24 protein-coding genes and 2 tRNA genes are annotated in these 24,459 nt (G+C 47.0%); 16 read left to right on the top strand and 10 right to left on the bottom strand.

Annotation, left to right across the window (positions count from 1 at the left end; genetic code table 11):
- Positions 1 to 5: 5 nt before the first annotated feature.
- The 10 genes from KUA50_RS10800 to prmC form a co-directional block, all read right to left on the bottom strand.
- A complete protein-coding gene (locus KUA50_RS10800) occupies positions 6 to 911 on the bottom strand; it encodes a DUF4369 domain-containing protein (protein ID WP_218456150.1) in 906 nt (301 codons plus the stop codon).
- Positions 912 to 1,037: 126 nt separating this feature from the next.
- Positions 1,038 to 1,123, bottom strand: a tRNA-Leu gene (locus tag KUA50_RS10795).
- Positions 1,124 to 1,142: 19 nt separating this feature from the next.
- Positions 1,143 to 1,215, bottom strand: a tRNA-Gly gene (locus KUA50_RS10790).
- 121 nt (positions 1,216 to 1,336) lie between these two features.
- Entirely contained in the window at positions 1,337 to 1,981 is a 645-nt protein-coding gene (locus tag KUA50_RS10785; RefSeq protein WP_218456151.1) for a hypothetical protein, read from the bottom strand.
- 99 nt (positions 1,982 to 2,080) lie between these two features.
- A complete protein-coding gene (argH, locus tag KUA50_RS10780) occupies positions 2,081 to 3,418 on the bottom strand; it encodes an argininosuccinate lyase (RefSeq protein ID WP_218456152.1) in 1,338 nt (445 codons plus the stop codon).
- A 40-nt stretch (positions 3,419 to 3,458) separates the two neighbouring features.
- On the bottom strand, positions 3,459 to 3,920 hold the full coding sequence (locus KUA50_RS10775) for a hypothetical protein (protein WP_022110689.1): 462 nt from the start codon (positions 3,918 to 3,920) through the stop codon (positions 3,459 to 3,461).
- A 32-nt stretch (positions 3,921 to 3,952) separates the two neighbouring features.
- Positions 3,953 to 4,585, bottom strand: a complete 633-nt coding sequence (gene pyrE, locus KUA50_RS10770) for an orotate phosphoribosyltransferase (protein WP_022110688.1) — start codon at positions 4,583 to 4,585, stop codon at positions 3,953 to 3,955.
- A gap of 176 nt (positions 4,586 to 4,761) precedes the next feature.
- On the bottom strand, positions 4,762 to 5,337 hold the full coding sequence (locus KUA50_RS10765; protein WP_318346032.1) for a ComF family protein: 576 nt from the start codon (positions 5,335 to 5,337) through the stop codon (positions 4,762 to 4,764).
- A 172-nt stretch (positions 5,338 to 5,509) separates the two neighbouring features.
- A complete protein-coding gene (locus KUA50_RS10760; RefSeq protein WP_218456154.1) occupies positions 5,510 to 6,022 on the bottom strand; it encodes a regulatory protein RecX in 513 nt (170 codons plus the stop codon).
- A gap of 8 nt (positions 6,023 to 6,030) precedes the next feature.
- The gene (gene prmC, locus KUA50_RS10755) at positions 6,031 to 6,885 is read right to left on the bottom strand and encodes a peptide chain release factor N(5)-glutamine methyltransferase (protein WP_218456155.1); all 855 of its coding nucleotides are present in this window, start codon (positions 6,883 to 6,885) and stop codon (positions 6,031 to 6,033) included.
- Positions 6,886 to 7,085: 200 nt separating this feature from the next.
- Between prmC and ribD the strand changes: the two genes are divergently transcribed.
- From ribD to KUA50_RS10675, 16 genes are all read left to right on the top strand, one after another.
- Positions 7,086 to 8,045 carry a bifunctional diaminohydroxyphosphoribosylaminopyrimidine deaminase/5-amino-6-(5-phosphoribosylamino)uracil reductase RibD gene (ribD, locus tag KUA50_RS10750; protein ID WP_256624149.1) on the top strand — a complete coding sequence of 320 codons (960 nt, stop codon included), beginning with the start codon at positions 7,086 to 7,088 and terminating at the stop codon, positions 8,043 to 8,045.
- Positions 8,046 to 8,072: 27 nt separating this feature from the next.
- Entirely contained in the window at positions 8,073 to 8,231 is a 159-nt protein-coding gene (locus KUA50_RS10745; RefSeq protein ID WP_022110683.1) for a hypothetical protein, read from the top strand.
- Between the two features lie 344 nt (positions 8,232 to 8,575).
- Positions 8,576 to 9,631 (top strand): tetratricopeptide repeat protein, encoded by a 1,056-nt coding sequence (locus tag KUA50_RS10740; RefSeq protein WP_218456157.1) that lies wholly within the window; start codon positions 8,576 to 8,578, stop codon positions 9,629 to 9,631.
- A gap of 7 nt (positions 9,632 to 9,638) precedes the next feature.
- Positions 9,639 to 10,919 carry a tetratricopeptide repeat protein gene (locus KUA50_RS10735; RefSeq protein ID WP_218456158.1) on the top strand — a complete coding sequence of 427 codons (1,281 nt, stop codon included), beginning with the start codon at positions 9,639 to 9,641 and terminating at the stop codon, positions 10,917 to 10,919.
- Between the two features lie 9 nt (positions 10,920 to 10,928).
- The gene (locus tag KUA50_RS10730; RefSeq protein WP_218456159.1) at positions 10,929 to 11,333 is read left to right on the top strand and encodes a LytTR family transcriptional regulator DNA-binding domain-containing protein; all 405 of its coding nucleotides are present in this window, start codon (positions 10,929 to 10,931) and stop codon (positions 11,331 to 11,333) included.
- Positions 11,290 to 11,910: an FHA domain-containing protein gene (locus tag KUA50_RS10725; RefSeq protein WP_218456160.1), complete on the top strand. Its 621-nt coding sequence runs from the start codon at positions 11,290 to 11,292 to the stop codon at positions 11,908 to 11,910. Before KUA50_RS10730 ends, KUA50_RS10725 begins: the two co-directional genes overlap by 44 nt.
- A gap of 40 nt (positions 11,911 to 11,950) precedes the next feature.
- Entirely contained in the window at positions 11,951 to 12,685 is a 735-nt protein-coding gene (locus KUA50_RS10720) for a caspase family protein (RefSeq protein WP_218456161.1), read from the top strand.
- Between the two features lie 165 nt (positions 12,686 to 12,850).
- Complete coding sequence (locus KUA50_RS10715; protein ID WP_218456162.1) at positions 12,851 to 13,945, top strand: hypothetical protein; 1,095 nt, start codon at positions 12,851 to 12,853, stop codon at positions 13,943 to 13,945.
- A 16-nt stretch (positions 13,946 to 13,961) separates the two neighbouring features.
- On the top strand, positions 13,962 to 14,705 hold the full coding sequence (locus KUA50_RS10710) for an FHA domain-containing protein (RefSeq protein ID WP_218456163.1): 744 nt from the start codon (positions 13,962 to 13,964) through the stop codon (positions 14,703 to 14,705).
- Positions 14,702 to 15,604 (top strand): PP2C family protein-serine/threonine phosphatase, encoded by a 903-nt coding sequence (locus KUA50_RS10705; RefSeq protein WP_218456164.1) that lies wholly within the window; start codon positions 14,702 to 14,704, stop codon positions 15,602 to 15,604. Before KUA50_RS10710 ends, KUA50_RS10705 begins: the two co-directional genes overlap by 4 nt.
- Before the next feature lie 18 nt (positions 15,605 to 15,622).
- On the top strand, positions 15,623 to 17,185 hold the full coding sequence (locus KUA50_RS10700) for a tetratricopeptide repeat protein (RefSeq protein ID WP_218456165.1): 1,563 nt from the start codon (positions 15,623 to 15,625) through the stop codon (positions 17,183 to 17,185).
- Positions 17,186 to 17,228: 43 nt separating this feature from the next.
- Entirely contained in the window at positions 17,229 to 18,818 is a 1,590-nt protein-coding gene (locus tag KUA50_RS10695; protein ID WP_218456166.1) for a serine/threonine protein kinase, read from the top strand.
- A 1-nt stretch (position 18,819) separates the two neighbouring features.
- Complete coding sequence (locus KUA50_RS10690) at positions 18,820 to 19,989, top strand: hypothetical protein (protein WP_218456167.1); 1,170 nt, start codon at positions 18,820 to 18,822, stop codon at positions 19,987 to 19,989.
- Between the two features lie 38 nt (positions 19,990 to 20,027).
- A complete protein-coding gene (locus KUA50_RS10685; RefSeq protein ID WP_218456168.1) occupies positions 20,028 to 21,002 on the top strand; it encodes a nuclear transport factor 2 family protein in 975 nt (324 codons plus the stop codon).
- A gap of 150 nt (positions 21,003 to 21,152) precedes the next feature.
- On the top strand, positions 21,153 to 22,844 hold the full coding sequence (locus tag KUA50_RS10680; protein ID WP_318346031.1) for an SUMF1/EgtB/PvdO family nonheme iron enzyme: 1,692 nt from the start codon (positions 21,153 to 21,155) through the stop codon (positions 22,842 to 22,844).
- Positions 22,845 to 22,925: 81 nt separating this feature from the next.
- On the top strand, positions 22,926 to 24,359 hold the full coding sequence (locus KUA50_RS10675; RefSeq protein WP_256624139.1) for an SUMF1/EgtB/PvdO family nonheme iron enzyme: 1,434 nt from the start codon (positions 22,926 to 22,928) through the stop codon (positions 24,357 to 24,359).
- Positions 24,360 to 24,459 lie beyond the last annotated feature (100 nt).

Genomic DNA, 24,459 nt, shown 5'->3' with positions numbered 1-24,459 from the left:
GCTGATTATTTCAGCAGCTGGTCTAACTTTCGTTTCAGTTCTTCACGCTTCAGTCCCCGGGCTACAATCTTGCCGTTCTGCAAGACGATGACGTCTGGAACTGCGGTCATGCCCAACTTCTGCAGCGTTTTGTCCTCCAGCATATCGCCAGTACAGATGTTTGGCCAGGAGATAGAGTCTCTTGTAAGATTTCGCTTGCAGTCTGTGGCTGATGGGTCGATGCAGATACTCATCAATTTCAGACGACCCTTGGAATCCTGCATGCGCTTCTTCAATTCTCTGAGCAGGTCCTGACTGTCGTAATTGTAGGATGCCCAGGTGCTGATAACTGCTACTGGAGCACTGAGGAGGGTAGTACTGGAAACCATTTTGCCCTGGATGTCGTATGCCGTGAACTGAGGCAGGCGGCTGCCAGTATCTATTGTCTTCAACTGCTTCAACTGTTGCAGCATCTTCTGTAAACTACCATTCTGTGGCTGTGCCTCTGTCACCTTTGTCGTCAATGTATAGGCCTTGGCATAATCAGGCTGGGAGGTATTGACGAAATACTTTCTGATGAGATAAGTGCTGACGATAGACTCTGGATGGTCTTTGATAAACTGTTCCGCCTTCGCCTTTTCTTCAGGAGGAGAGAGTTTGAGGATGTTCTCGCGGAACTGGTTCATCAGCTCATTTGCCTTGGTGCCCTTTACGGACAGTTCCTTCAGATGGGATGCGTCTGCCTTGATATCGACAGAAGCGCCAGACTCTGCGAAGATAGGCTGCTCGGAAAAGTTAGGGAATACGACCATCAGCGTGAAAGGGTTCTTGCAGTCACACTCATAGGTGAAACGGCCACCGACAACTCTGATTGTATCAAGACCATTGATACCACCATCCGGACTGTAAACATAAAATTCGCCTTGATTCATATTTAAAAATTTGCCTTCAAACCTAAAATGACCACTACCTACACCGCAAGAGGTGATAAAAAGCGTAGCGAATAAAAATATGATGTAAGCAAATTTTTTCATAGATGAAAAATTTAAAGGGGAGAGTGCCGCGAGCGGGACTCGAACCCGCACAGCCATTACTGGCCAAGGGATTTTAAGTCCCTCGTGTCTACCAATTCCACCATTGCGGCATGGTAAACGTTTGAGTTGAGCGGAAAACGGGACTCGGACCCGCGACCCCAACCTTGGCAAGGTTGTGCTCTACCAACTGAGCTATTTCCGCGTTATCGAATTGCGAGTGCAAAGGTAGTATTATTTCCTGAAACAGCCAAATAGATTTACATATTTTAAGAAAAAAGTAGCTTTTTATTTGCTATTTGCTGCTTTAAGGGGGATGTTAGAGGTCAGTTATAAACACTTATAACTTTGCCCGTTCCGTTCGTTGCAGTTCCATACGAGAGGCTGTATTCCATCAGGCGGCTACCATCGGCTCCGTCAATAATGTTGCCATACTCTAAGTCGTAGATGCGGTGGCACTTGGCGCAGATTACCTGTTGGCGGTTGGCGGAATTCCAGTTTAGGGGAAAGTTGGTACCGCCATACTGGTCGATGCAGTTTGGGCACTGGCGATCGTAGGCTCTGTATTTATTGAAATTACTGTTGCCGATGATAATGCCGTTGTTAGCACCTAAATTGTAAACCTTGGCATATTGCAGTTCGGTAGCTGCGGTGATGCGGATGTCTTCTGTCTTGTTCCTGCCATCGTTGGGGGTAGAGTAGATATGCCAGATGTTGTTTTTGTAGGAAGCACTGACGAAGGTGTAGGTACCAAAGCCGTTGAGAGCTATTTCCAACGTATTGCCGGGATGGTTCTGCGTATGAAACGTAAAGCGGCAGAGAAAACGACGGCTGATGCTGTCTTCCGCTCCACAGGAAGTAAGAGTGGAAATGCCCATCGATAGGGGCAGTAAAGGAAATAAGGTGGAGAACATGGCTTTTGCGACCATGCTCTTCACCTTATTATATATATAGGAATATTTTTGATTCATCCTTTTTTGCTCGTTTTGAATTTTAGAGCCAAAGAATTGGCTTTCCCTTCGAGATACCGAACTTCGATTCTTCGTTCTTCACTCTTCACTCTTCGTTCTTCACTTCAAAAGTTCCTTTTCTGCATTCTCCATACGCTCGAAATGGAATTCGGAGAGGGTGTGGTTCATCAGCTCCTCTATCTTGTCATTGCAGAGGTTGCCGATACTGCCCTCGTGGGTATGATGGATGTCCTTGCAAGGTGTGAAGTGACCAGCCTCAATCTCCAGACCTACTGTCTTGTAGGCATCACGGAATGGCATTCCGTTGGCTGCCAGACGGTTCACTTCCTCTACGGAGAACATGAGGTCGTAGCGAGGGTCGTCGAGAATATGCTCGTTCACTTCCATCTTGTTGATGATATAGGCTGCCATCTGCAGGCAGTCCTTCAGCTCACCGAAGGCAGGAAGGAATACTTCCTTGATGATCTGAAGATCACGGAAATAGCCTACTGGCAGGTTGTTCATGATGAGCATCACCTGCTGTGGAAGGCTCTGGAGCTTGTTGCTCTTGGCACGAATCAGTTCGAATACATCTGGATTCTTCTTGTGAGGCATGATGCTGGAACCCGTGGTGCACTCCTTAGGCAACTTGACGAAGCCGAAGTTCTGACAGTTGAACATGCAGGCGTCGAAAGCCATCTTGGCCAGTGTTCCTGCCACGGTAGCCATGGCAAAAGCCACATTGCGCTCCATCTTGCCACGACCCATCTGTGCATAGACCACATTATAGTCCATACTGTCGAAACCGAGCAACTGGGTAGTCATGGTGCGGTTGAGCGGGAAACTGCTGCCATAGCCGGCTGCACTTCCGAGCGGATTGCGGTTGGTCATGCGGTAGGCTGCCTGCAGGAAAAGCATGTCGTCGGCAAGTCCTTCTGCATAAGCACCAAACCAGAGGCCGAAAGAGGAAGGCATGGCTACTTGGAGATGGGTGTAACCCGGCATCAGTACATCCTTGTACTGGTTGCTCTTCTGGATAAGTTCATCGAAGAGAATCTTGACGGAATCTACTATCTCCTTGAGTTCGTGGCGAGTAAAGAGCTTCAAATCCACGAGTACCTGGTCGTTGCGTGAACGGCCGGAATGAATTTTCTTGCCCATCTCGCCCAACTTCTGGGTGAGCATCAGTTCAACCTGGGAATGTACGTCTTCCACACCGTCTTCTATTACAAATTCGCCCTTGTCGGCGATGGCATAAATCTGTTTGAGCTCAGCTAAGAGCTGGTCCAGTTCAGATTTCTCCAGCAGTCCGATACTCTCCAGCATGGTGATATGAGCCATACTGCCCAGTACGTCATACTTGGCGAGGTAGAGGTCCAACTCGCGGTCGCGGCCTACGGTGAAACGTTCGATTTCCTTGTTTACTTCAAAGTTCTTTTCCCAAAGTTTATGTGCCATTTTCTTTTGAATTTTTTGAATGAAAGGGGGAGGCTTCGGATTAATCCTCGTATGGAATCATCGCCAAAGCATCAGCTATCTTCTCGATGCCTTCAGTCAGCGGTTTCTTCACCATTCCCTTGATAAACATATTGAGTTCAGCCTTGATGGTCAGCTTCATCTTGCAGGAATACTCCCCCGTAGGGAGCAACTGAATCCAGAAGTTGAACGGTACAGGACTGTTTTCGGTCTCAAACTTGATGGTCTTAGGGAACTCACGGTCGATGATGCGCATCTTGATTTCACCTACCATAGGGGCGGTGATAGAGATACTGTCAGTATCAAACTTGAGATCCTTGATCTTGTCCATCTGCTCACGCTTGTCGGCTGGAATCTGGTCTTTCACCTGTTCAAACTTATCCTTCAGGCGCTGCAGGTTGTTGAGGTCGCTCAATGTATTGAAAACAGATTCCTGCTTATGAGGAATCTGTTTGATATTACTTTCGAATGTACTTGTACTCATATTTCTTGTAAATGCCTATGTAGAGACAGGTATTACTTCTTCCAGTTGGCTGGATCCTTGCGCCACTCGTGGAGCAACTCTACGTCTTCCTGCTTGATGTAACCAGTCTCGAGAGCCTCTGCCACTACGTGCTCATAGTCGGTGAGTGTAACGAGCTTGACATTGGCATCAGCAAATGCCTTCTCTGCTACAGGGAAACCATAGGTGTAGCTGGCTACCATGCCCACAATCTCATTACCGTTCTTGCGGAGAGCCTCTACTGCCTTGAGAGAGCTGCCACCAGTAGAAATCAGGTCTTCTACTACAACAACCTTAGCTGAAGGATCCAACTCACCCTCGATGAGGTTCTGCATACCATGATCCTTTGGTTTAGAACGTACATATACGAAAGGCAGGTTCAGCTCATCAGCTACCAATGCACCCTGTGCGATGGCTCCTGTGGCAACACCGGCTACGGCGTCAGCCTCTGGGAACTGCTCAAGGATGGCGTGTACCAATTCGAGCTTCACATAGTTGCGCAACTCTGGGAAAGACAGAGTCTTACGGTTGTCACAATAGAAAGGAGATTTCCAGCCAGAAGCCCATGTAAATGGATCGTTAGGCTGCAACTTGATAGCCTTTACTTTCAATAACTTTGATGCAAATTCTTTCTTCAGTTTGTCCATAATCTTAAAGGATTTAATATTATTATGCTGCAAAGGTACATTTCTTTTTGCTAAAGTGAGACCTTGGTAAGGTTAAAAGTCTTTAATTTGTTGCATATATCGTAGAAATGGCGTAAAATTGCCAAGTATTAAATCAAGCGAAACTGGTGCAGATAGTACTGTAAAAGTAAGGAAAGTTATTCCCCAGCTAATCCGATAGATAAAACGCTGAATTTCATGTTGCCGGCTTTCAAAAGCGTCTGGCAACATGCACAGATAGTGGCTCCCGTAGTACAGACATCATCTACTATCAGGAAATGTCTGCCTGCGATGGAGCCGCTTTTGTTTTTCCCTTTCTCTTGGTCGGGGCGGTAGGAAGGGTAGAGCTCAAAGGCTTCTTTCACGTTCTCGTTTCTTCTCCAGCGGTCTTTTTGGGTCTGACTTTCCTTGAAAACGTTTCTTCTCACGATATTTGTGTAGATGGGGAGGTGGGTCACCTGTGCGATTCCCTTAGCGATTTCCTCGCTCTGGTTGTAGCCTCTCTGCCGTTGGCGGTGGGGTGCAAGCGGAATGGGAATGATGCCGTCGATGTCGTCGAAGAAGTGCACTTTCATTCCTTCCTGAGCCAGGAGCATTCCCAAGTCTGTGGCAACTTCCGGGCGGTGACTGTATTTCAGTTGATAGAGAATGTTGCTGGTGAAGGCATGGCCCTTGTAATAGAAGAGGGCGCAGGCTTTCTCGATGGGAATACGGTGCCAGAACATCTTTGCCATCTCATTATTATAAGGGTCTTTCCATGTATCGGTTCTGGGTAGGAACAGATTGCATGAAACACAAATGCTTTCCTCCTCGCCATTGAGCCGATTTCCGCAAACCGGACAGTAGCGGGGGGAAAGCATATCTATGATTTTTGCTAAGATACTGAGTCGCATATATGTAATTGTATTAAAATTCTACGTCTTCTACTCCCATTTTGTCAATGCATTTGCGGATAATATCCATGCTGAAACCTCTGCCTAAGGCAAAGCGGATGAGCTTCATGGAGCGCTCGTAGTCGTTTTTCGCCTTGATGGTCTTATACTTGTTTCTCATCAGGGGCAGAAGTGTCTCCATATAGAGTTCTTCCTCAATTTCTGCAAAGATAGGGTCGGAGATTTCTCTGGAGATATGTTTCAGCCAGAGAGCCTGTTCCACTTTGCGCCGTCCCCATTTGTTATATTTGATTTTATCGTTGATGAAGAAGCGGGTAAAGCGCTCATCATCCACGAATTTCTTCTGGATGAGGAACTCCATGTTGCGGGCGATAGCATCCTCGGGCAGTTCCCATTTCTTCATTTTGTCGAGCATTTCCTGCGAACAGTGCTCCGACTGGGTGCAGAGAGTCGTAAGTTTCAGGAGTGCCTGTTGCTCAGTCATCGGCTTCTTCGCACGACGCGGTTTATAATTGTCATATTCCATATTGTTTCTTATTTTTTAGCAGCTCGCATCATTCTCTTTTTCCCGAAAGAATCCTCCTTTGTCTCAATATCCTTGAAACCGAAGCCTTCGAGCATTTCCCTGGTTTCCTTTTCGTAGATAGGGTTGATTTCGAAATAGAGGAATCCCCCACAGCGCAGTCTGATGGAAGCAATCTCGGCGATGGCCCGATAGAACTTCAGAGGATCTTCGTCGGGAACGAATAGGGCGATACCTGGTTCATAATCCAAGACATTCTTAGCCATATCTATCTTTTCTTTCTCGCAGATATAAGGAGGATTGCTCACGATCATATCCACTTCGGGAGAATCCTTTGTATCTTTCCTATACCTTTCAAGCAGTTTAAAGACATCCATTTTCTCAAAGCATGCTTTAGAAGACAACAACTTGGCATTCTCTGTGGCAATTCTGCAGGCGCAGTCGGAAATGTCTATTCCTAATACTTTCGAATTTGGAATCTCAAGACTCAGGGTAATGGCAATGCAGCCAGAGCCTGTACAGAGGTCCATGATTCTTGGTTGAGGAGAGGCAGATTTCGCCATCCATTCACAGAGTTCCGCCGTTTCGGGTCTCGGAATCAGCACACCCGGCTCTACATGGAAGGTTCTTCCGGCAAAGTCGGCTTTGCCCAGCACATACTGTACCGGTTCGCCATTTTGCAGTCTTTCTACAATTTCTTCCAGATTTCTTTCTTCATCTGCAGATAATTCATTAACTTTGCCGCAGATTATGTCGGTCAAAGTCATACCGTATTTCACGTCGAGCACGGTGCGGACGATAGCTTGCGCTTCGCCAGTCTCATAGAGTGGAGTGAGGGATTGCCAAAGTTGTTGATAAGTTTTCATTTTAATGAGCCTTGTTTGACTTTCATTGAATTCACTGGCAAAAGTACATAATTTTATTGAAAATAAGATCAAAAGGGAAGAAAAAAATAGATATGGAGCAAAAAAGAAATATAGAGCAGAATGCAGATAAGGGGCAGAAAGCAGTCTCTTTTCAGAATCCTTGGACGGGAGAGCCACTCTCTCAGCAGGAGATAGATGAAATGTTTATGCGCCGCTGCCTGCAGTTGGCGAAGAATGGAAGGCAGAATGCAAAACCCAATCCGATGGTGGGAGCCGTCATTGTGAGTGCCGATGGAAGAATTATCGGCGAGGGCTATCATGTGCGCTGCGGCGAGGGACATGCTGAGGTGAATGCCTTTGCCTCTGTCAGACCGGAGGATGAGCCGCTGCTGCATGAAGCCACTATTTACGTGAGTCTCGAACCCTGTTCGCATTACGGCAAGACGCCTCCTTGTGCCGACCTCGTAGTAAAGAAAGGAGTGAAAAGATGTGTCTGCGGTTGTGTAGATCCGTTTGCCAAGGTGCAGGGGCGCGGCATTCAGAAAATCCGCGAGGCTGGCATCGAAGTGACGGTGGGCGTACTGGAGAAGGAATGTCTCGAACTCAACAAGCGCTTCATCACTTATAATACCCATAAGCGCCCTTACGTGATTTTGAAATGGGCGCAGACTGTCAACGGTTTTCTCGATGACGGAGGTAAGGGAATGGCTATTTCCTCTCCTTTCACCAAGATGCTTTCCCACAAACTGCGTGCCGAGAACGATGCCATCCTGGTAGGTAGAATCACCGATGAGCGCGACCATAGTCAGTTGAATGTGCGTGACTGGAGCGGTAAGGATCCTCTGCGACTGGTCATCGACAGAAATCACCCTTGCTTCGAGGGCTTGGATTTCTCTCAGGGAAAGACCGGTGTGCTGGATCAGATGATGGACCACCTATATATTAATAAGGTGCAATCTCTGATAGTGGAGGGAGGTGCCATCACCCATCAGGCTTTCCTTGATGCAGGACTTTGGGATGAAATCAGGGTGGAAACAGCAGTCGGGAAGTCTGTGGAAAAAGGCACCGAGGCTCCTCGCCTTCCTCACGATGTCCGTCTGCTCACCCATGAGGAATATGATGGCAATGTCATCGATACCTATGAACGAAGTAAATATTAAACATTACACATTAAACATTAAAAATCGATGAGCAATAGATTTACATCGCGCCTGAGCGATAACGACGATTTCAAGAGAGATGAACTGATTCGCAAGATAGAACATGCCGTAGAGCACATGACGCTTGCCGAACTGGAAGCTCTGTCCTACGATATGTTTACGAAAGGATATATCACGGATTATTAAGATTACATCACGGATAATCACGGATTTCCGGAAGAGCAAATAATTTCTCCATAATCGAAAAAAAACTCCAAAAAGAATGAGTTTTTCAGATTTTATATGTATTTTTGCCATGTCATTCAGAGTTTTATTTGTTTTTTGCAGCACTAAGATAAGTGAATTTTCTGACATGTCAAAATCCTGAGCAACTTTTTGTTGCTCAGGCACTTATAAAAAAATATTAAATTATAGTGTTGCGGAATTAGGTTTAGTTCATTAAGCGTATGATTGGAGTGAAAAAGATAATTGCTATTTCTGCCTTCTTTTATTCAAGTCTATGTCCAGTGTTAGCTGATAATTGGGTTTGCATGAAGGTAGAAAAGGTGCAGGAGGATTTGACTGCAAGTATTCTTGAACGTAAGGATGCCAAAGGAAAGTCGTGTGCTCTGCTTCGTGTCCAGATATTGGATAATAATGTGAAGTTTGCAGGGGACATTGTAGGAGAGGTGAAACGAGATGGGAATGAATATTTGGTATATGTTCCTGCTGTTACGCAGGAGTTTACCGTGCATCCTTCTAAAGGTGCAAGTGTGACGGTTTCCTTACCCAGAATGGAATCCAAAGCAACGTATGTGGTAGAGATGGGGGAAGGAGAAACTTCGCTGGACGACATACAACTCAACTACAATGCCATGTCGGTAAAAGAGTTGACTAACTTGGCTAATAAAAATAATCGTTTGGCGCAAAGAAAATTAGGAGATATTTATTCAGTGGGTTCTGATGAAGTACCTATAGATTATGCCAAGTGCTATCAATGGTTCAAAAAGGCAGCTTCGCAAGGCGATGCTTACTCTATGTGTCAAGTGGGGAAGTGCTACTTCAACGGATTTGGTGTCGCCAAAGACTTAAAACAGGCCATGAACTGGTTCCGAAAAGGTGCAGATGGAAATGATGCTAATGCTCAGTTCATGTTGGGGTCGATGTATTACAATGCAGTAGGGGTAGGGCAAAACTTTACGGAAGCACTGAAATGGTTTCGTAAGTCTGCAGACAACGGATATATTTTAGCATCGACAAACATTGGAATTTGCTATTATTTAGGTCAAGGTGTCGAGCAAGATGTGGAAAAAGCTTTGGACTATAGTAAGAAGGCTGCTATGCAGGGAAATAGCCATTCGCAATGCTTGTTGGGGATGATATATGGTGCGGAAGATGATTTGGAACATTACAATCCGCAGCAGTGTTACTTTTGGACCAAGATGTCTGCTGATCAGGGCTTTTCTTATGCCATATATTGTCTTGGGGTGTGTTACCAGAACGGAATAGGTACTATTAAAGATCTCAGAAAAGCGAGAGAATGTTATCAGAGAGCTGCTGAGCAAGGCGTGGACAATGCTAAGAATGCTTTGGATGAATTAAAATAGAAGGACTATGAAAAGATGGATTTGTGATGCGTTGCTGACATTGGGTGCGTACGGCTCTGCGTTTTCGCAAGTGGCCGATATGCAAAAGTTGGAATCTGACTTCCCAAAACTCGAACAGCGTCAAGACTTGAATGGGGAACCATGTGCCGTTATCAAAGTTGTGACTGATGATAATAGTATGACTTTCGATGGAAATGTAATTGGGGCACCCTTGCGCAAAGCTAATGCCTTGTTTGTTTATATGACTGGTGGTTCCAAGCAGTTGAGGATAAAATCTTCGGAGACAACTCCATTCATGTTGAATTTTGATAAATTTGGTATCAATGGGTTGGTTGCTGGTTCTACCTATCAAGTTACTTTTTCAGTTGAACCGAAAGCAGATGAGGATATTTTCCAATTGGACAAGACTTTCAAGCCATATCAATTGATTGGATTGCGAGATTCCATTCCTTTTGAAAAGTTGAAGTCTATGGCAGACCGTGGTGATGTGGATGCGCAGGCAGAAGTTGCAGCGTGTTATTATCTTGGTGTAGTTATAGGAAAGAATGGGCAGAAAATGTTGGAATATGCTCGGAAGGCGGCAAGTAAAGATAATCCTGAGGCATTGAGTTTGTTGGGTGTTGCTTACGAGGAAGGGTTAGGCACCAAGAAAAATTTGGCGAAAAGTGCCGAATGGTATCAAAAGGCTGTGAAATTGAAATATCCTGTTGCCATGTGTAACTTGGGGTATATATACGAGAAGGGAACTGGGGTTTCTGTTAATCCAACCAAGGCTTTGCAACTTTACCAGGAGGCTTTGCAACTTGGATGGTCTGACGCTTGTTTTGATTTATATACTTATTATACGGAACAAGGAACGGAACCGAATGCCGAGAAGGCTTTGGAATATTTGACCAAGGGGGCAAGATGCGGTTCGTCAATTTGTCAAGCTCAGCTTGGATTGTGCTATCTTACGGGAGGCAATGGTGACAACGTTGTCGTGCCAAAAGATTATGGTAAGGCTTTTCGGCTTTTTACCCTTTCAGCATTGAAAAATGATGTTGATGGGATGGCTTTGTTGGGGCAGTGCTATTATGATGGGCATGGAACAACTAGAGATTTTTCTAAGGCTTTCTATTGGCTGAGGATGGCTGCCGAGAAGAATGATGGCTATTCTCAATATTTAGTGGGATGCTGTTTTTTGGATGGACTTGGAGTAACAAAATCGCTCATAGAAGCTAAGGCTTGGCTCCAACGTGCCGCAGACAATGGCATTGAGGATGCGGCGGAATTACTGAAAAAAATATAATCAAACGCTATGGAAAAGTTATTTTTCAACACACGTGACGAGCTTACCGTCGTTGATTCCGAGGAGATAGCGGTGGTACAGGCCAACGGCAATTATTCTAAGGTACTGACCATCTATCGCCGGGAAATCATGCTGACTTCTGGCATCTCCAAGGTGGAACAAGTGCTCAAGAATCTCAAGGAGAAGAAGTCGAAATTCGTCAGAGTCGGCAGAAGCCTGATAGTCAACCATTCCTTCTTGCAGAAAATCGACTTGATGAAGCAAGTGATGGTACTCTCGGGACAAGGGAATGAGATTAAGGTCAACGTGTCCAAGAAGACCCTCAAAATCTACAAGGACGCAATTGCTAAAAGTATAAAAATTAGAAACAATGAAACAGTTCATATTGGGAACAGAGGGGAATCAACCCTTTGAAATCAAGCAGACGGGTGTGAGTCATCAGCATGCTCGTGTTACGATAGATGACAATGGTGTATGGACGTTGGAGGACTTGAATTCCACCAACGGTACCTTCGTTCGTGATGAAAATGGTGATATGCGCCGAGTGGGTACTTTGGTGATTACGCCCATGACCTTCATTTGTCTGGGACCTAGTAACGCCAATGGTTGCTCTTTCTATGCCATTCATCTGCAAAACAAGAACTTTGTGGAGGAGTTCGAGTATCTTAACCAGTTGGAGGATGAGTTTGATGCCAAGGCGGAGAGTTCCGAGGCGATGGCGAAGCGTATGCGGTTGCTGATAGCCTCTGCCTCGTTGATAGCGCTTGTGGGCTCGTTTGTTGTGCAGCATGGACCTTTGCAGTTGATGCTCCTTCGCCTGGGCTCTGCCGTGTCCTTGCTGAGTACCATCTTCTTCAATCCTGGGGAGAAGAAGAAGAAACTGCAAGGGGAAAGGGAGAAATTCCATGCTTGTCCTAATCCGAAGTGTGCCAACATCTTGAAGAGCCGTGACATCAGGATGATGCAATGCTCCAAGTGCAAGTGTGGATAGTAAAATAAGTATAAACCATAATAATGAAAATTGATATACAATGAAAAAGATTTCAATGCTTTTGCTGACCCTGTTGTTTATTGTTCTTCAGGTCAACGCACAACGCACCTATGCTTTGCTGGCTGGTGTGAGTAACTATAATGACACGGAAGTGAACTTGGCGAATACGACCAAGGACGTGAAAGAGATGCAGTCTGTATGGAAGCAGCAAGGAGCGGTCGTGGCAACCATTACCAGTAAGTACGCCACGCCAGAGAACATCATGAAGAAGTTGGATGCCATCGTTAAGCTTGCCAAGGCTGAGGACAAGATTATCTTCTTTTTCTCAGGACACGGCACGGCTGGCAGCATCGTGGGATATGGTCCGATGCTCCTGCCTTACAAGGAAATCGTGAAGAAACTCTCCACGGCACGAACCCCAAACATCTTTTGTTTTGTTGATGCCTGTAAGTCGGGCAGCGTGACCGATGATGCTGGCTCCAACTACACTTGGGGACAGGCGACAGGCAATAAGATTACCTTTATGATGGCAAGCCGTTCCAACGAACTTTCCTGGGAGAACCAATGGCTGGGCAATGGCTTTTTCTCGCAAGCCGTACTCAAGGGACTTCGTGGCAAGGCAGATGCCAATGGTGACCGAAAGATTACCGTCGCCGAACTATATAAATATGTATATGCCGATGTGACCGAAAGAACCAAGAGCAGCGAGGCACCGCAACACCCACAGCTCATCGGCCCAAAGAGTCATTTCAATGTGGTTCTCACCAAATGGTAAACTCGATGGAGGTATAAGAACCGGGTAAAAAGGCAAGTCGTCAGCGAAACGATACTATTCGTCAATAAATCCCTGTCTGTTCGTGAAAGATACACCTTTGAGGCATCACATGTAGCCGAAAAATGTCTATCTTTGCATCAGTTAAAACTTTAAAACAACAAGATTATGAATACAAAGAAATTTAACGCCAATGGTCAAGGCAAAGCCAAGGCTGGTAGTAACAATACGAGAGTGACACTAACTGCTGCTGGTTTGGCAGCTGCTGCAGCTGCTGGAGCAGGAGTAGCCCATATCTTCTCTGGGAATGGCAATGAGGTGGATCCGGAGAAACCTACCGAGGAGGTGACTGATGAAAAGATGAAGCCTACAGAGGAAAACAAGGAGAATGAAACTGTACAGGAAAATTCCGGGACAACTGCAACTTCTTCTGCGGCGCAAGACGACATCTCTCAGCCTCAGCCTACCACTGGCAATGGCGCAAACTCTGGAACCTCTACTCAGCCAGGCTCTCCAACCCAATCACAAAATCCAAGTCATCCGCAAGAGCCTGATCATCCTACGGGAGGTGATACTCCTCAGGAAGTGGCAGAGCAGATTGCCCATGCCGAGGAAATCGACAAGGATGACATCGATGCTCCTTCCGTCGTGGAGATAGACGGCTTTACCACGGCTTATGACCAGGCCGGCAACGAGATGCAGGCTGTGATGGCGCATACGCCTGATGGCGTACCACTCATGTTGGTGGATGTGGATGGCGATGGTGTCTTCGAGGGAGTCTTTGATACGAATGGCAATTTCGTGGCTCAGGCTGACGCAAATCTTACTCATAGCGATATGGAGGCAATGATGGACCAGACGGGAGGCTTCTTGGCTCTCAACGAACACGACAAGACATCGGCTACGGAAGACCCTACCAATGACATCATCGACACGGAGACGGGTACGCATCCTGAAATGGCAATGAACGAGCGTCCTACTGAAGAACAAAGTCCTGAGGGTTATACTGGTGAACAGCCTGGACAACCTGATGTCGTCCAACAAGAAGAGCCAAGTGCCGATGAAATCGACAACCTCTTGGCTGAGCTCCTCGGGCCTGACACTGATGGTGAAAGCAAGGGTGTGAGCGAGGAAGTGTTGGTAGATGAATCTGATAATAGTGATAGTGTTGACGGATCAGATGATGACGCTGATGATGTCTCCGAGGACGATTCTGATGATGACGACAATGATGACGTTTCTGATTCGGACGATGATATGTAGTAATGCCTAAAAGGAGATGGCTATGAATGCAGAAAATCCTAATCAAAAGAAGACGGTGAGCCTCTTGGGACAACCCGAGAAGGCTCCCGGCGACAATCGAGTTTATGTCTTCAAGCAGCGGGCCAAGGTCGGTCAGCTTTACAAGATGGTATGTCCTGAGTGCGGTTTCAGCATGGTCAAGAAAGTCGTCAAGGAAGGTCGCCAGCGTTGGGATTGTCCACAGTGCAAGGCGATTGTCGGTTTTGCAGCTGTCGCTAACGCTCCCAAATCTGCAGCCAATTCACAGGATATTCCTCAGGCTGGGAAACCACAGGCGGAAAAGGCTCAGGTGGAGAAGGATAATCAGGAGAAGGCAAAGCAGAACCGAGAAAAGCAGGAAAAAGAGGAGGCTCCGAGGAAGCCCACTACTAAACTGGACAAGAGTGCGCAGCAGGGGTTGGGTGAACTCGTTTGGGGAAGTTTCTTCTCTCGCAAGCATTTTGCCCTTCGTCCCGGTTCTATCTGGATTGGAAGAAAGGACCAACAGGAACCTTCCGAACTCCAGCTCAACGACGGTTATGCGAGTAGCCGCTCCGTGCTTCTTGATGTGATACCGAGCGATAAAGGCTGTCTGTTCAAGCTGACGGTCAAGCACGCAACCAATCCCGTGTATGTCAACAGTTCGGAAATCGCCGTCAACAATAGCGTCTATCTGAATTTTGATGATATCATCATCATGGGAAAGACCAAACTTACATTTAAGAAACAAAAAAAGTCATGAATATCAAGTTGTCGCAGACCTATTCGTTCTGTCAGATAGGAGAGCGAAAAAATCAAGAGGATGCTCGCTATCCCGACAAGGATGTCATCAGCAGGCAACAACGCTTTTTTGTCGTCTGTGATGGCGTGGGTGGTAGCGAGAAGGGCGAGGTGGCAAGCTCTACGGTTTGCCGGTCGTTTGCAGACTCCTTGGAACATCTGGACTTGGAGGCCATGGATTTTGGTCAACAGGAATTTACGGAAGTCCTTGGCGATGCTTACGAGGCTCTCGATGCCCAGGCAAGTAGAGGCTCGCAAGACATGGGTACGACGATGACCTTCGTCTGTTTCCATCAGGGTGGGTGCATGATGGCGCACATCGGGGATAGCCGCATCTATCAAGTTCGCCCGGGGCAGGGCATCGTTTACCGCTCGGAAGACCATTCGTTGGTCAACTCCATGGTGCGTGCCGGTGTCATTTCTCCAGAACAGAGCATCGACCATCCGCAGAGCAATGTCATCACCCGATGTATGGAACCTAAAGATCCTGATAGAGACCGTTGCATGGCGACGGTAGTCAGCACGACGGATGTCCGACGGGGAGACTACTTCCTCTTGTGTACCGACGGCGTGTTGCATCAGGTAAAAGACGACCAGTTGGAAACGATCTTGCTGAGCGGAAAGAGCGACCAAGAGAAATGCGACCTGCTGGCTACGTTGTGCGAGACTTCCTCGGACAACAACACGGCGATATTGGTTCATGTGGCAAGTGTGGCTGGTAATGAACAGTCGGAAGACAGTTTTTGTGAGAGCAGCAGAACCCGTATTCTTGCTCGCAACAATTTCTCGACCGCCGAGGTCTCTCCGGTAGAACATTCTCCAGAAGGATTTTGGGGATGGCTCAAAAGAAAATTATTTTAGATCAAATAAATAGAGATTATGAAAATGAATTTAAGCGCAATATTGTTTTTGTCCTTGGCATTGTCTCCACTTTCTTCTGTGGAGGCTGCGAGTATCACGAACCTCTCCCTTGCTCCGAAGGTAAAGGCGAAGAAGGATAGTGTGGAAGTCGTGAAGGAGAAGGCCAACAAGGGTGACGCTGTTGCCCAGAATCAGTTGGGTGTATGGTATTACACGGGCAAGAATGTGAAACAAGATTACAAGGTGGCTCTCGACTGGTGGGCGAAGAGTGCCAAGCAAAACAATCCCGATGGCATCGGCAATATGGCGATGTGCTACCAACTTGGCAACGGCATCAAGAAGGATTCCGTGATGGCGATGACGCTCTATAAGTCTGCCATCAAGAAGGGCAATGCCAGCATCATTCCTCAACATGAGAAAATCGTCAAGAACTCGGGCAGCGTGTTTAGTGCCCGTCTCTTGATGGACTGCTATCAGAATGGCATCGGCGTGAAGAGAGACTTGAAGAAGGTGGAGACCTATCAGGAGGTACTGGCAAAGTCTGGCGATGTTGATGCGCAGTTCGCTCTGGCATTGAGTTGCCTGAACAGCAAGCGTTCTGAAAAAGCTGCCAAGTACTTTGCGCTCGCAGCCAAGAAAGGCAAGAAGGAGGCAATCTATTATCAAGGCTTCCTCTTATTCAATGGCATGGGGGTGGAACAGGACAAGGAAAAAGGTCTTGCCTTGATGACACAGGCGGCTGAGAAGAACCTGCCTGCCGCACAATACCAGGTGGGGCGTGCCTATTATGAGGGCGACGGCGTGGCAAAGGATATCGCCAAGGCTCAGAAGTACTTGGGTGCGGCGGCTGGCAAGAACAAGAACGCCGCTTGGATGCTGGGCTTGTGTTATCTGAATGGTCAGACTCCTAATCTCTATCTTGCTACCCAATGGATTTCGGAGGCTGCCAAGGGACATGAGAAGGATATCAACGCCTTGTTGGCTGACTCCAAGCAAAAGATGTTCTACGATTATCTGGCAGGACTGAAGAAGTTCTACCTGGACAAGGACTTCGAGGCTGCCATCAAACTCTTCAAGAGCGTGGAGAAGTTGGGTGGCGCAGAAGGCATCACCATGCAAGCTACTTCCATGGCGCACAAGGACAACAAGAAGCGTAACACCAAGAAGGCCGTGAGCCTCTATCAGAAGGCGATGGAGAAAGGGAGCGTTGCTGCTGCCTATTATCTGTCTTCGATGTATGAGACGGGCGAGGGCATGAAGACTGCCGACAAGGAACAGGCTCTCAAACTCCTGAAGAAAGCAGCCAATGGAGGCATTGCTTATGCGCAGGATAAACTGGGCGACAAATATTTCGCTGGCGAGGACGTGGCAAGGGATTACACCGAGGCTGCCAAGCTCTATCTCCAGGCTGAGGCTCAGAATCGTCTGACTTCTTCTGCAGCCAAGAACCTCATCTACTGCTACGAGCGTGGTTTCAAGGTACTTCCCGACTTGGCTAATGCCAAGCAGAGAATCGAAGTTCTCAAGAAATACAAGCCAAGCAACAGTTTGATAGATCTCTTGAAATCATTGGAAGAGTAAAAGGAGAAATCAGCAGAGATAAAAGTTCCTAAAATATGATTCTATGGATAAGAGTAAGACTTTACTTTCTAATAGTTCCACCTACAGCCTGAACACAGGCAAGGTGGAATATCTCTTGAAGTCCGTCTTGGGAGGTGGTGGCTTCGGCATCACCTACTTGGCGGAACGCACGGTTTATGAGGGCGACATCCCACAGATCCACCGCTATACCATCAAGGAGTTTTTTATGGCAGACATCTGCAAGCGTAATGCGGACGGATATGTGCTGGTGGAGGATGCCGACTTGGCGAATTACCAAGAAAGCCGTGCTGACTTCCTCACCGAGGCGAATCGCTTGCATAACCTCCATCATGAGGGTATTGTGCCTGTCAACGAGGTGTTTGAAGCCAACAATACCGTCTATTATGTGATGCAATTCCTGGGAGAGGATACCTTGGATAAATATGTCAAGAAACAAGGAGGGCTTTCCGAATCAGAGGCGATGGACATCACCCGGGAGGTAGCTGAGGCTCTCGACTATCTCCATGATCAGAACATGAACCACCTCGACGTGAAGCCCGAGAACATCATGATGGTGAGGAAGGCAGACGGTACCCTGCATCCTGTGCTGATAGACTTCGGTTTGTCGCTCCACTTCAAGAAGAACGGTTCCGTGACCAACAAGAAAGCAGGTTTGGGTACATCGGACGGCTATTCTCCCTTGGAGCAATATGCGGGCATCAGCAAGTTCTCGCCTTCGGCAGATGTCTATGCGCTCGGTGCCACCTTATTATATATGTTGACGGGAAGGACTCCTGCAAAGGCGAGCGAGATGAGTCAGAAATACATCATCAACGCCTTGCCAGACAGTACATCGGAACGTTGCAGTAGTCTCATCATTGATGCGATGAAGAAGAATGCGGACGAGAGAATGGCAAGCATGGGTGGATTCATCAATACTTCATCGTATGGCAATTCCTATCAAGGCAATTCCCATCAGGGACAATCCTATCAAGCCAATAAGACCAAGAAGGTGACGAAGAAAATGTATGGTGATTCTCCAGACATCATGGACTGGGTGAAGAAGATTGGCATCGGCTTGGCTCTTGTAGTCGTCTTGTATCTCTCTTATCGAGTGATTCGATTTATCATCGTACATCCAAACACGAATCAGACAGAGCAAACCGACACGGATTCCACGCAAACCCAAAAGGACTCGACGGCGATCAAGCAACAAGAGGCGCAAGACAAGAAGAACGTGGAGGATGTGGAAAAGGAAAAATCCAATGGCGCAAATACGAAGGATGACAAGACGGATGAATCTGGTAAAGCGGACAAAAATTCTGAAAACACAAGCATCACGAAACCTGTGAAGCCAACTCCTGTCACGCCTGCCGTAGAACATTCCTCCTCTTACTCGGGAACCTTGGACTTGGGATATGCCGTGTGGACAGGTAATATAAAGAATGGAAAGCCGGATGGATATGGAACCTTGCGATTCAAGCGTTCTCATCGTATTGAGGCGTTTGACCCGGACGGCAACGTGGCTGAGGCTGGTGACGTAGTAAATGGCTCATTTTCCAATGGACACATGGTACATGGAACTTGGATTAAAAGCAGTGGCGAGAAAGTGAAACTTCTAATTGGTCAATAAGATGAAAAGATTTATATCATGTTATATAGTGGGGTTGCTCCTCTTCGTGGGAGTGGGGCAAGCCTTTGCCTTGCAATACCAGACGGTGTTCTTGAAGAAGGCGGCACTGAAGTTGGCGGTGGATTCTATCTTGGAGGCGAAGGCTGGCAAGGCGGTCTCGAAGTATTTCAACCATGATGGGCATCGCATCGTGGCACATTATGATGGCAACGGCATCGTGGACCATCTGGGTATCGCCCTCTTCTCCAAGGAGATGAAGAAGCAGCAACCCTCGCCTATCTATGGTTTCTTGGAGCGTGCTTATCTCGACCATCTCTACAAGGTGTCGGAGAATGGGTTGTACTTGAACAACATCCAGTTTACCGTAGGCTCGTGGAACACCTTTGCCAAGGTAAATGAAAACACGCCTTGCTCCGTGAGCAACGGTATGGACAAGTTTTATACTGTGAAATGGGAGGAGAAGGGCAAGACCATCCTCGCCGTCGCTTTCCCTGCCAACTATGAGTATTTCGCCAATGACACACGCAGAAACTTGGAACAGCAGTTTGTCGAACTCCTCCAGGGGTTCAAGAATGGCAAGGAGGTGCAGTCAGAAAAGGTGGATATCAATACCCTGGGCAAGTTCAAGGGCAAGAACTTGTATGTCAAGAAAGGCAAGTCGTATGTGATTCCTTCCATTAGCTCGGATACCTATTATCAGATGGGTGAGACTCCGCAGGTGGAGGATGGAGACACCATCTATCGTCTGGCTTGCAATCCTGTGTTTGATAAGGAATTTCCGAAGGAGAGCTTTGCCAACCTCCTTATGGGTAAGGTGAAGGATATGCCTCTGAGTCTCGTCTTTGCCATGAGCAGCCAGAAGGAGAAGAAATGCCAAGTGCAACTTACTGATTTTTTGTCTTATTGCCAGGGACAAGGCTGCAAAACCTTCTTTGGTTACGAGGGCGAGGAGAAGGGCGACCTTCTGGGAACGCTGGTGATGCACAACAAGGCATCAGGTTACGACCATGTCATCTATTTCTCTGCCACGAAGAAAATCTTGGAAGGGGAGAAGGCAAGTTTGGAAGGAAAGGTTTATCTCTACACACCATCTACCAATGTCAAGGACCTGTTCGCTGATGGCAAGTCGCAAAAGACGAACAGGCGAAAAATCGCAGTTAGCGTGAAGTAATCAGTGAAGTGATATAGAAACATGAAATTATCAGCGATATGAAAAAACTTTCTATTTTGTTTATATTTCTGTCCATGGCTTTGGGCTTGTCCGCCCAGAGCGTGGAATTTTCGTTTAAGAGCGGCATCTATCTAACCTCTGTCAAGCAGAGCATAGAGCGCAACATATCTTCTCTCTTGACGGCAATTAATCGTGCCAGCAATAGCAATGGCTCCCTGGACTTGTCTTCGGTCAACATGACGAGCAACGCCAAGTCGTCGCTCAATAATCTGTGGGAAAGTTTCCACTTCAAGTGCGACTACACCTCGTATTCCGAGAACTGCCTTACGGCGGTCAATGGCTATGAGGTGCGTGGTATCTCGGTGACCTTGACGAATACCGATGCAAGCTACAAGGGCGAGTTGAACAAGGAGTTGACCATTAGCGTATCGAAAGACGGTCTGTTGACTGGTGCCCACATGGCATTGAGCAACAATGTATATAACTACATCGTGAACAATGGCAAGGATGTCACCGATACACGCCGCCGCATGGAAATCTTGAAGTTTGTGGAGGATTTCAGAAGTTATTACGACGAGAAGGACTTGAATGCGTTGCGAAACGTGTATAGCGACGATGCCTTGATTATCACGGGCAAGGTCATCATGCGCAAGAACATGGGCAACGACCAGGCTTCGCTCAGACCAGAAATCGTGTATAGCCGACAGAACAAGGAGCAGTATCTCAACAACTTGGCTAAAACGTTTCATAATAACAAATATATCAAGGTTACCTTCGATGCAATCAAAGTTACGAGGCATCCTGCCAAAGAAGGTTACTATGGTGTTACCTTGCATCAGAACTGGCAGTCGAGCAACTACAGCGACGATGGTTATGTGTTCCTTCTTTGGCAATTTCCGAAGGATGGCGGCAATCCTGTGATTCATGTGAGGACCTGGCAGCCAGACATGATAGGCAATACTCAATTGAACCCAAAAGAAGTGTTTAACGAGAATGATTTCTTTATTCCTTAACGGATATTTTCTTTTAGAAGTTTGTTTATGAGGCGTTTTTATTTTCTTATAATAAGTTTGATTATTTGTCTGTGTACCTTTTCGCAGGAGCTGAAGGTGAAGTCCTTTAAGCTAGCAAGCAATGACTTGTCTGCCTCCTTGGTCGAAAATTTGCGCACGGATGAAGTCGGTAATGTTTGTGCCTTGGTGAAGATACTCCTGCTAGATGACATATCCAAGGTGCAAGGCAATGTCATCGGTGACATCCGAAATTTCTCTTCCGAGAAGTGGGTGTATCTGTCCAAGGGAACGAAGGAGATAAGGGTCATACCGATGCATTACAAGCCGCTCCGAGTCTATTTTCCAGATTTTGGCATTGATGGCGTGGAAAGCAAGCGTACTTATGTGTTGGATTTAGTAATACAGAATATGGGTGCAGAGCCTGTCGATGCCGGTGGCAACTTTTATGCGCTCAGCGTGCAACCGAAGAATGCAGTTGTTACTATTGATGGAATACAGCAAAATGTCTCCACTGACGGCGAGTATTCCGCCATGCTGCCTTACGGCACGCATACTTATAAGGTGGAGGCTGGTGGTTATATCAGTAAGAGCGGCTCTTTTACGGTGAGCAGTGGCGATATGACTCCCATCAGCGTCAGCTTGCTTTCAGCAATGGCAAGCGTCTCGATTACTTGTCCTACCCCTGCCGTGTCTCTTTATGTAGATAAGAAGGCTGTGGGTAATTCGCCTTGGAGTGGTAGCTTGAAGGAAGGCATGCACCTGTTGGAGGCAAGAAAGAGTGGGTATCGCAGCCAACAGAAGACCATCCTGTTGGCGCAACAGCAGAAGTTGGATGTGACCTTTGACGAGTTGGTGGCTATCCAAGGCAATCTCTCCGTGAATTACAAGCCCTTTGGTGCCGATGTCTATGTGGATGGGAAAAAGTTGGGGCAAAGTCCTCGTGTGTTCAACGGCTTGCTCGTGGGTAACCATCAGGTGGAGGTAAGAAAGGATGGCTATGCCACAGACAGGAAGTCCGTCTCTATTTCTGAAGGTCAGACAGCGAGCATAACAGGAACACTGGTATCCAATGCCGTAGCCTCATCCTCATCGAATACCTTGGGATATTCGTCTGGCTCATCATCTATGGCTTCGGGTAGCAATGCGATTTCCATCCCTGTGAAAGATGGTATCAGTATTGAGATGGTGAAAGTGGAGGCTGGAACGTTCATGATGGGAGCAACCTCTGAGATGAAAGACCCTTATGATGACGAGAAGCCTGTGCATCAAGTGACCTTGACCAATGATTATTATATGGGTAAGTACGAGGTTCCCCAGGCTTTATGGGAAGCGGTGATGGGCAGTAATCCTTCTAAATACAAGGGTGATAACCTTCCAGTAGAGAAAGTGAGTTGGAACGATTGCCAGAAGTTCATTTCCAAGTTGAATAGCTTGACAGGCAGAAAGTTCCGCTTGCCTACTGAGGCAGAATGGGAGTATGCTGCTCGTGGTGGCAAGAGGAGTAGGGGGTATCAGTACAGTGGAAACTCAAACATCTCTGATGTTGCTTGGTATGATGGAAATCGTGGCAGCAAGCCTCATCCTGTAGGTACGAAGCAAGCTAATGAGTTGGGTATCTATGATATGAGTGGAAATGTATATGAATGGTGTTCGGATTGGTATGGTTCTTATTCGAGTTCTTCTCAGACGAATCCTACGGGTGCCGATAGTGGGTCGGGCCGTGTGTGTCGTGGTGGTGGCTGGTGCAACTATGCGGGTTGCTGCCGTTTGTCGTTCCGTCTCGGCAACTCTCCAGGTAGCCTTCTCATCAACCTCGGGCTTCGCCTGGCTCTCTCCGAGTAACGATATCTTTACAAAAAAAGACCATCTCGAAAGACATCGAATCAATCATCATTGGCGAAGCCGATTTTATCTTGTGAAAAAATGAAACGAAGTTTATTCTTTATATTTGGCATATTGCTATGTTTAGGCATATATTCTCAAGAACTGAAAGTGAAGTCTTTCACTCTTGCCGCAACAGACATCAGTGCTCAGACGCAGCCACGCAAAGACTTGAACGATGAGCCTTGCGCCTTGGTCAAGGTGCAGTTCGTGGGTGACATCCTTGATGTGGAAGGGAATGTCATCAAGCCTTTGGTAAAGAAAGGCAACGAGACTTGGGCTTACATGACCCATGGCTCACAGCAGATGAAGGTGTTGACCAAGGATTACCTTCCTATTATGGTGGATTTCTCCAACTATGGAATCAGTCAGGTGGAGAAAAACAAGACATATGTATTGGTGTTGACCAAGCCTGTTGGTGGTGCTGAGTCTGTTATGCAGCAAAGCCAATCTCTCATCATCAGATATACCCCTTCTACCGCCACGGTTCTTGTGGATAACAAAATGGTGAGAGGGAACAATGGAGTGGCTAAGACGACTTTGCCTGTCGGTCAGCACTCCTATATAGTTGCTTGTGATGGTTATGAGTCGGAAGAGGGAACGGTGAAATTGAAGGCTTCCGTTCCGAGTAATCTGCAGATTACCTTGACAAGGGAATCTGTTGGTGCAGGAATTGTGAATCAACAGCAATCTGAAAATCAACAATCGTCAAATACGTATGTAGCTTCTTCGTCAAATAATCCGTCTGGTTCCCCTTCTGTTGCTTCGGGTAGCAATACGATTTCCATCCCTGTGAAAGATGGTATCAGTATCGAGATGGTGAAAGTGGAGGCTGGAACGTTCATGATGGGAGCGACCTCGGAGATGAAAGACCCTTATGATTGGGAAAAGCCTGTGCATCAAGTGACTTTGACCAATGATTATTATATGGGTAAGTACGAGGTTACCCAGGCTTTATGGGAAGCGGTGATGGGCAGTAATCCATCTCACTTCAAGGGTGATAACCTTCCAGTAGAGCAAGTGAGTTGGAACGATTGCCAGGAGTTCATTTCCAAGTTGAATAGCTTGACAGGCAGAAAGTTTCGCTTGCCAACCGAGGCAGAATGGGAGTATGCCGCTCGTGGTGGCAAGAAGAGTCGCAGCTATCAGTATAGTGGCAGTTCAAACATCTCTGATGTTGTTTGGTATAAAGACAATAGTGCCAATAAGACACATCCTGTAGGTACGAAGCAAGCTAATGAGTTGGGGATTTATAATATGTCAGGTAACGTATGGGAATGGTGTCAGGATAGGTATGGTTCTTATTCGAGTTTCTATCTGACGAATCCTACTGGTTCCTATAGTGGGTCGCTCCGTGTGTACCGTGGTGGTAGTTGGGACTGCAGTGCGAGGCTCTGCCGTTCGTCGTGCCGTTTCATCATCTCTCCCGACTTCCACATCAACGGCCTCGGGCTCCGTCTGGTTCTCTCCGAGTAACGACATCTTTACAAAAAAAGCCCTAAGCAAAAAAGGCAAATTGAGATGGCAGTCGTGATGGTCAAAAGGAGAGGCGAAGGATGAGCCTCGGGAAAGACCA

The sequence above is a fragment of the Segatella hominis genome (genome assembly GCF_019249725.2).
GTDB lineage: Bacteria > Bacteroidota > Bacteroidia > Bacteroidales > Bacteroidaceae > Prevotella.
Note: the sequence above shows the minus strand (reverse complement) of the source record. Positions and strands in the feature narration are given on the sequence as shown.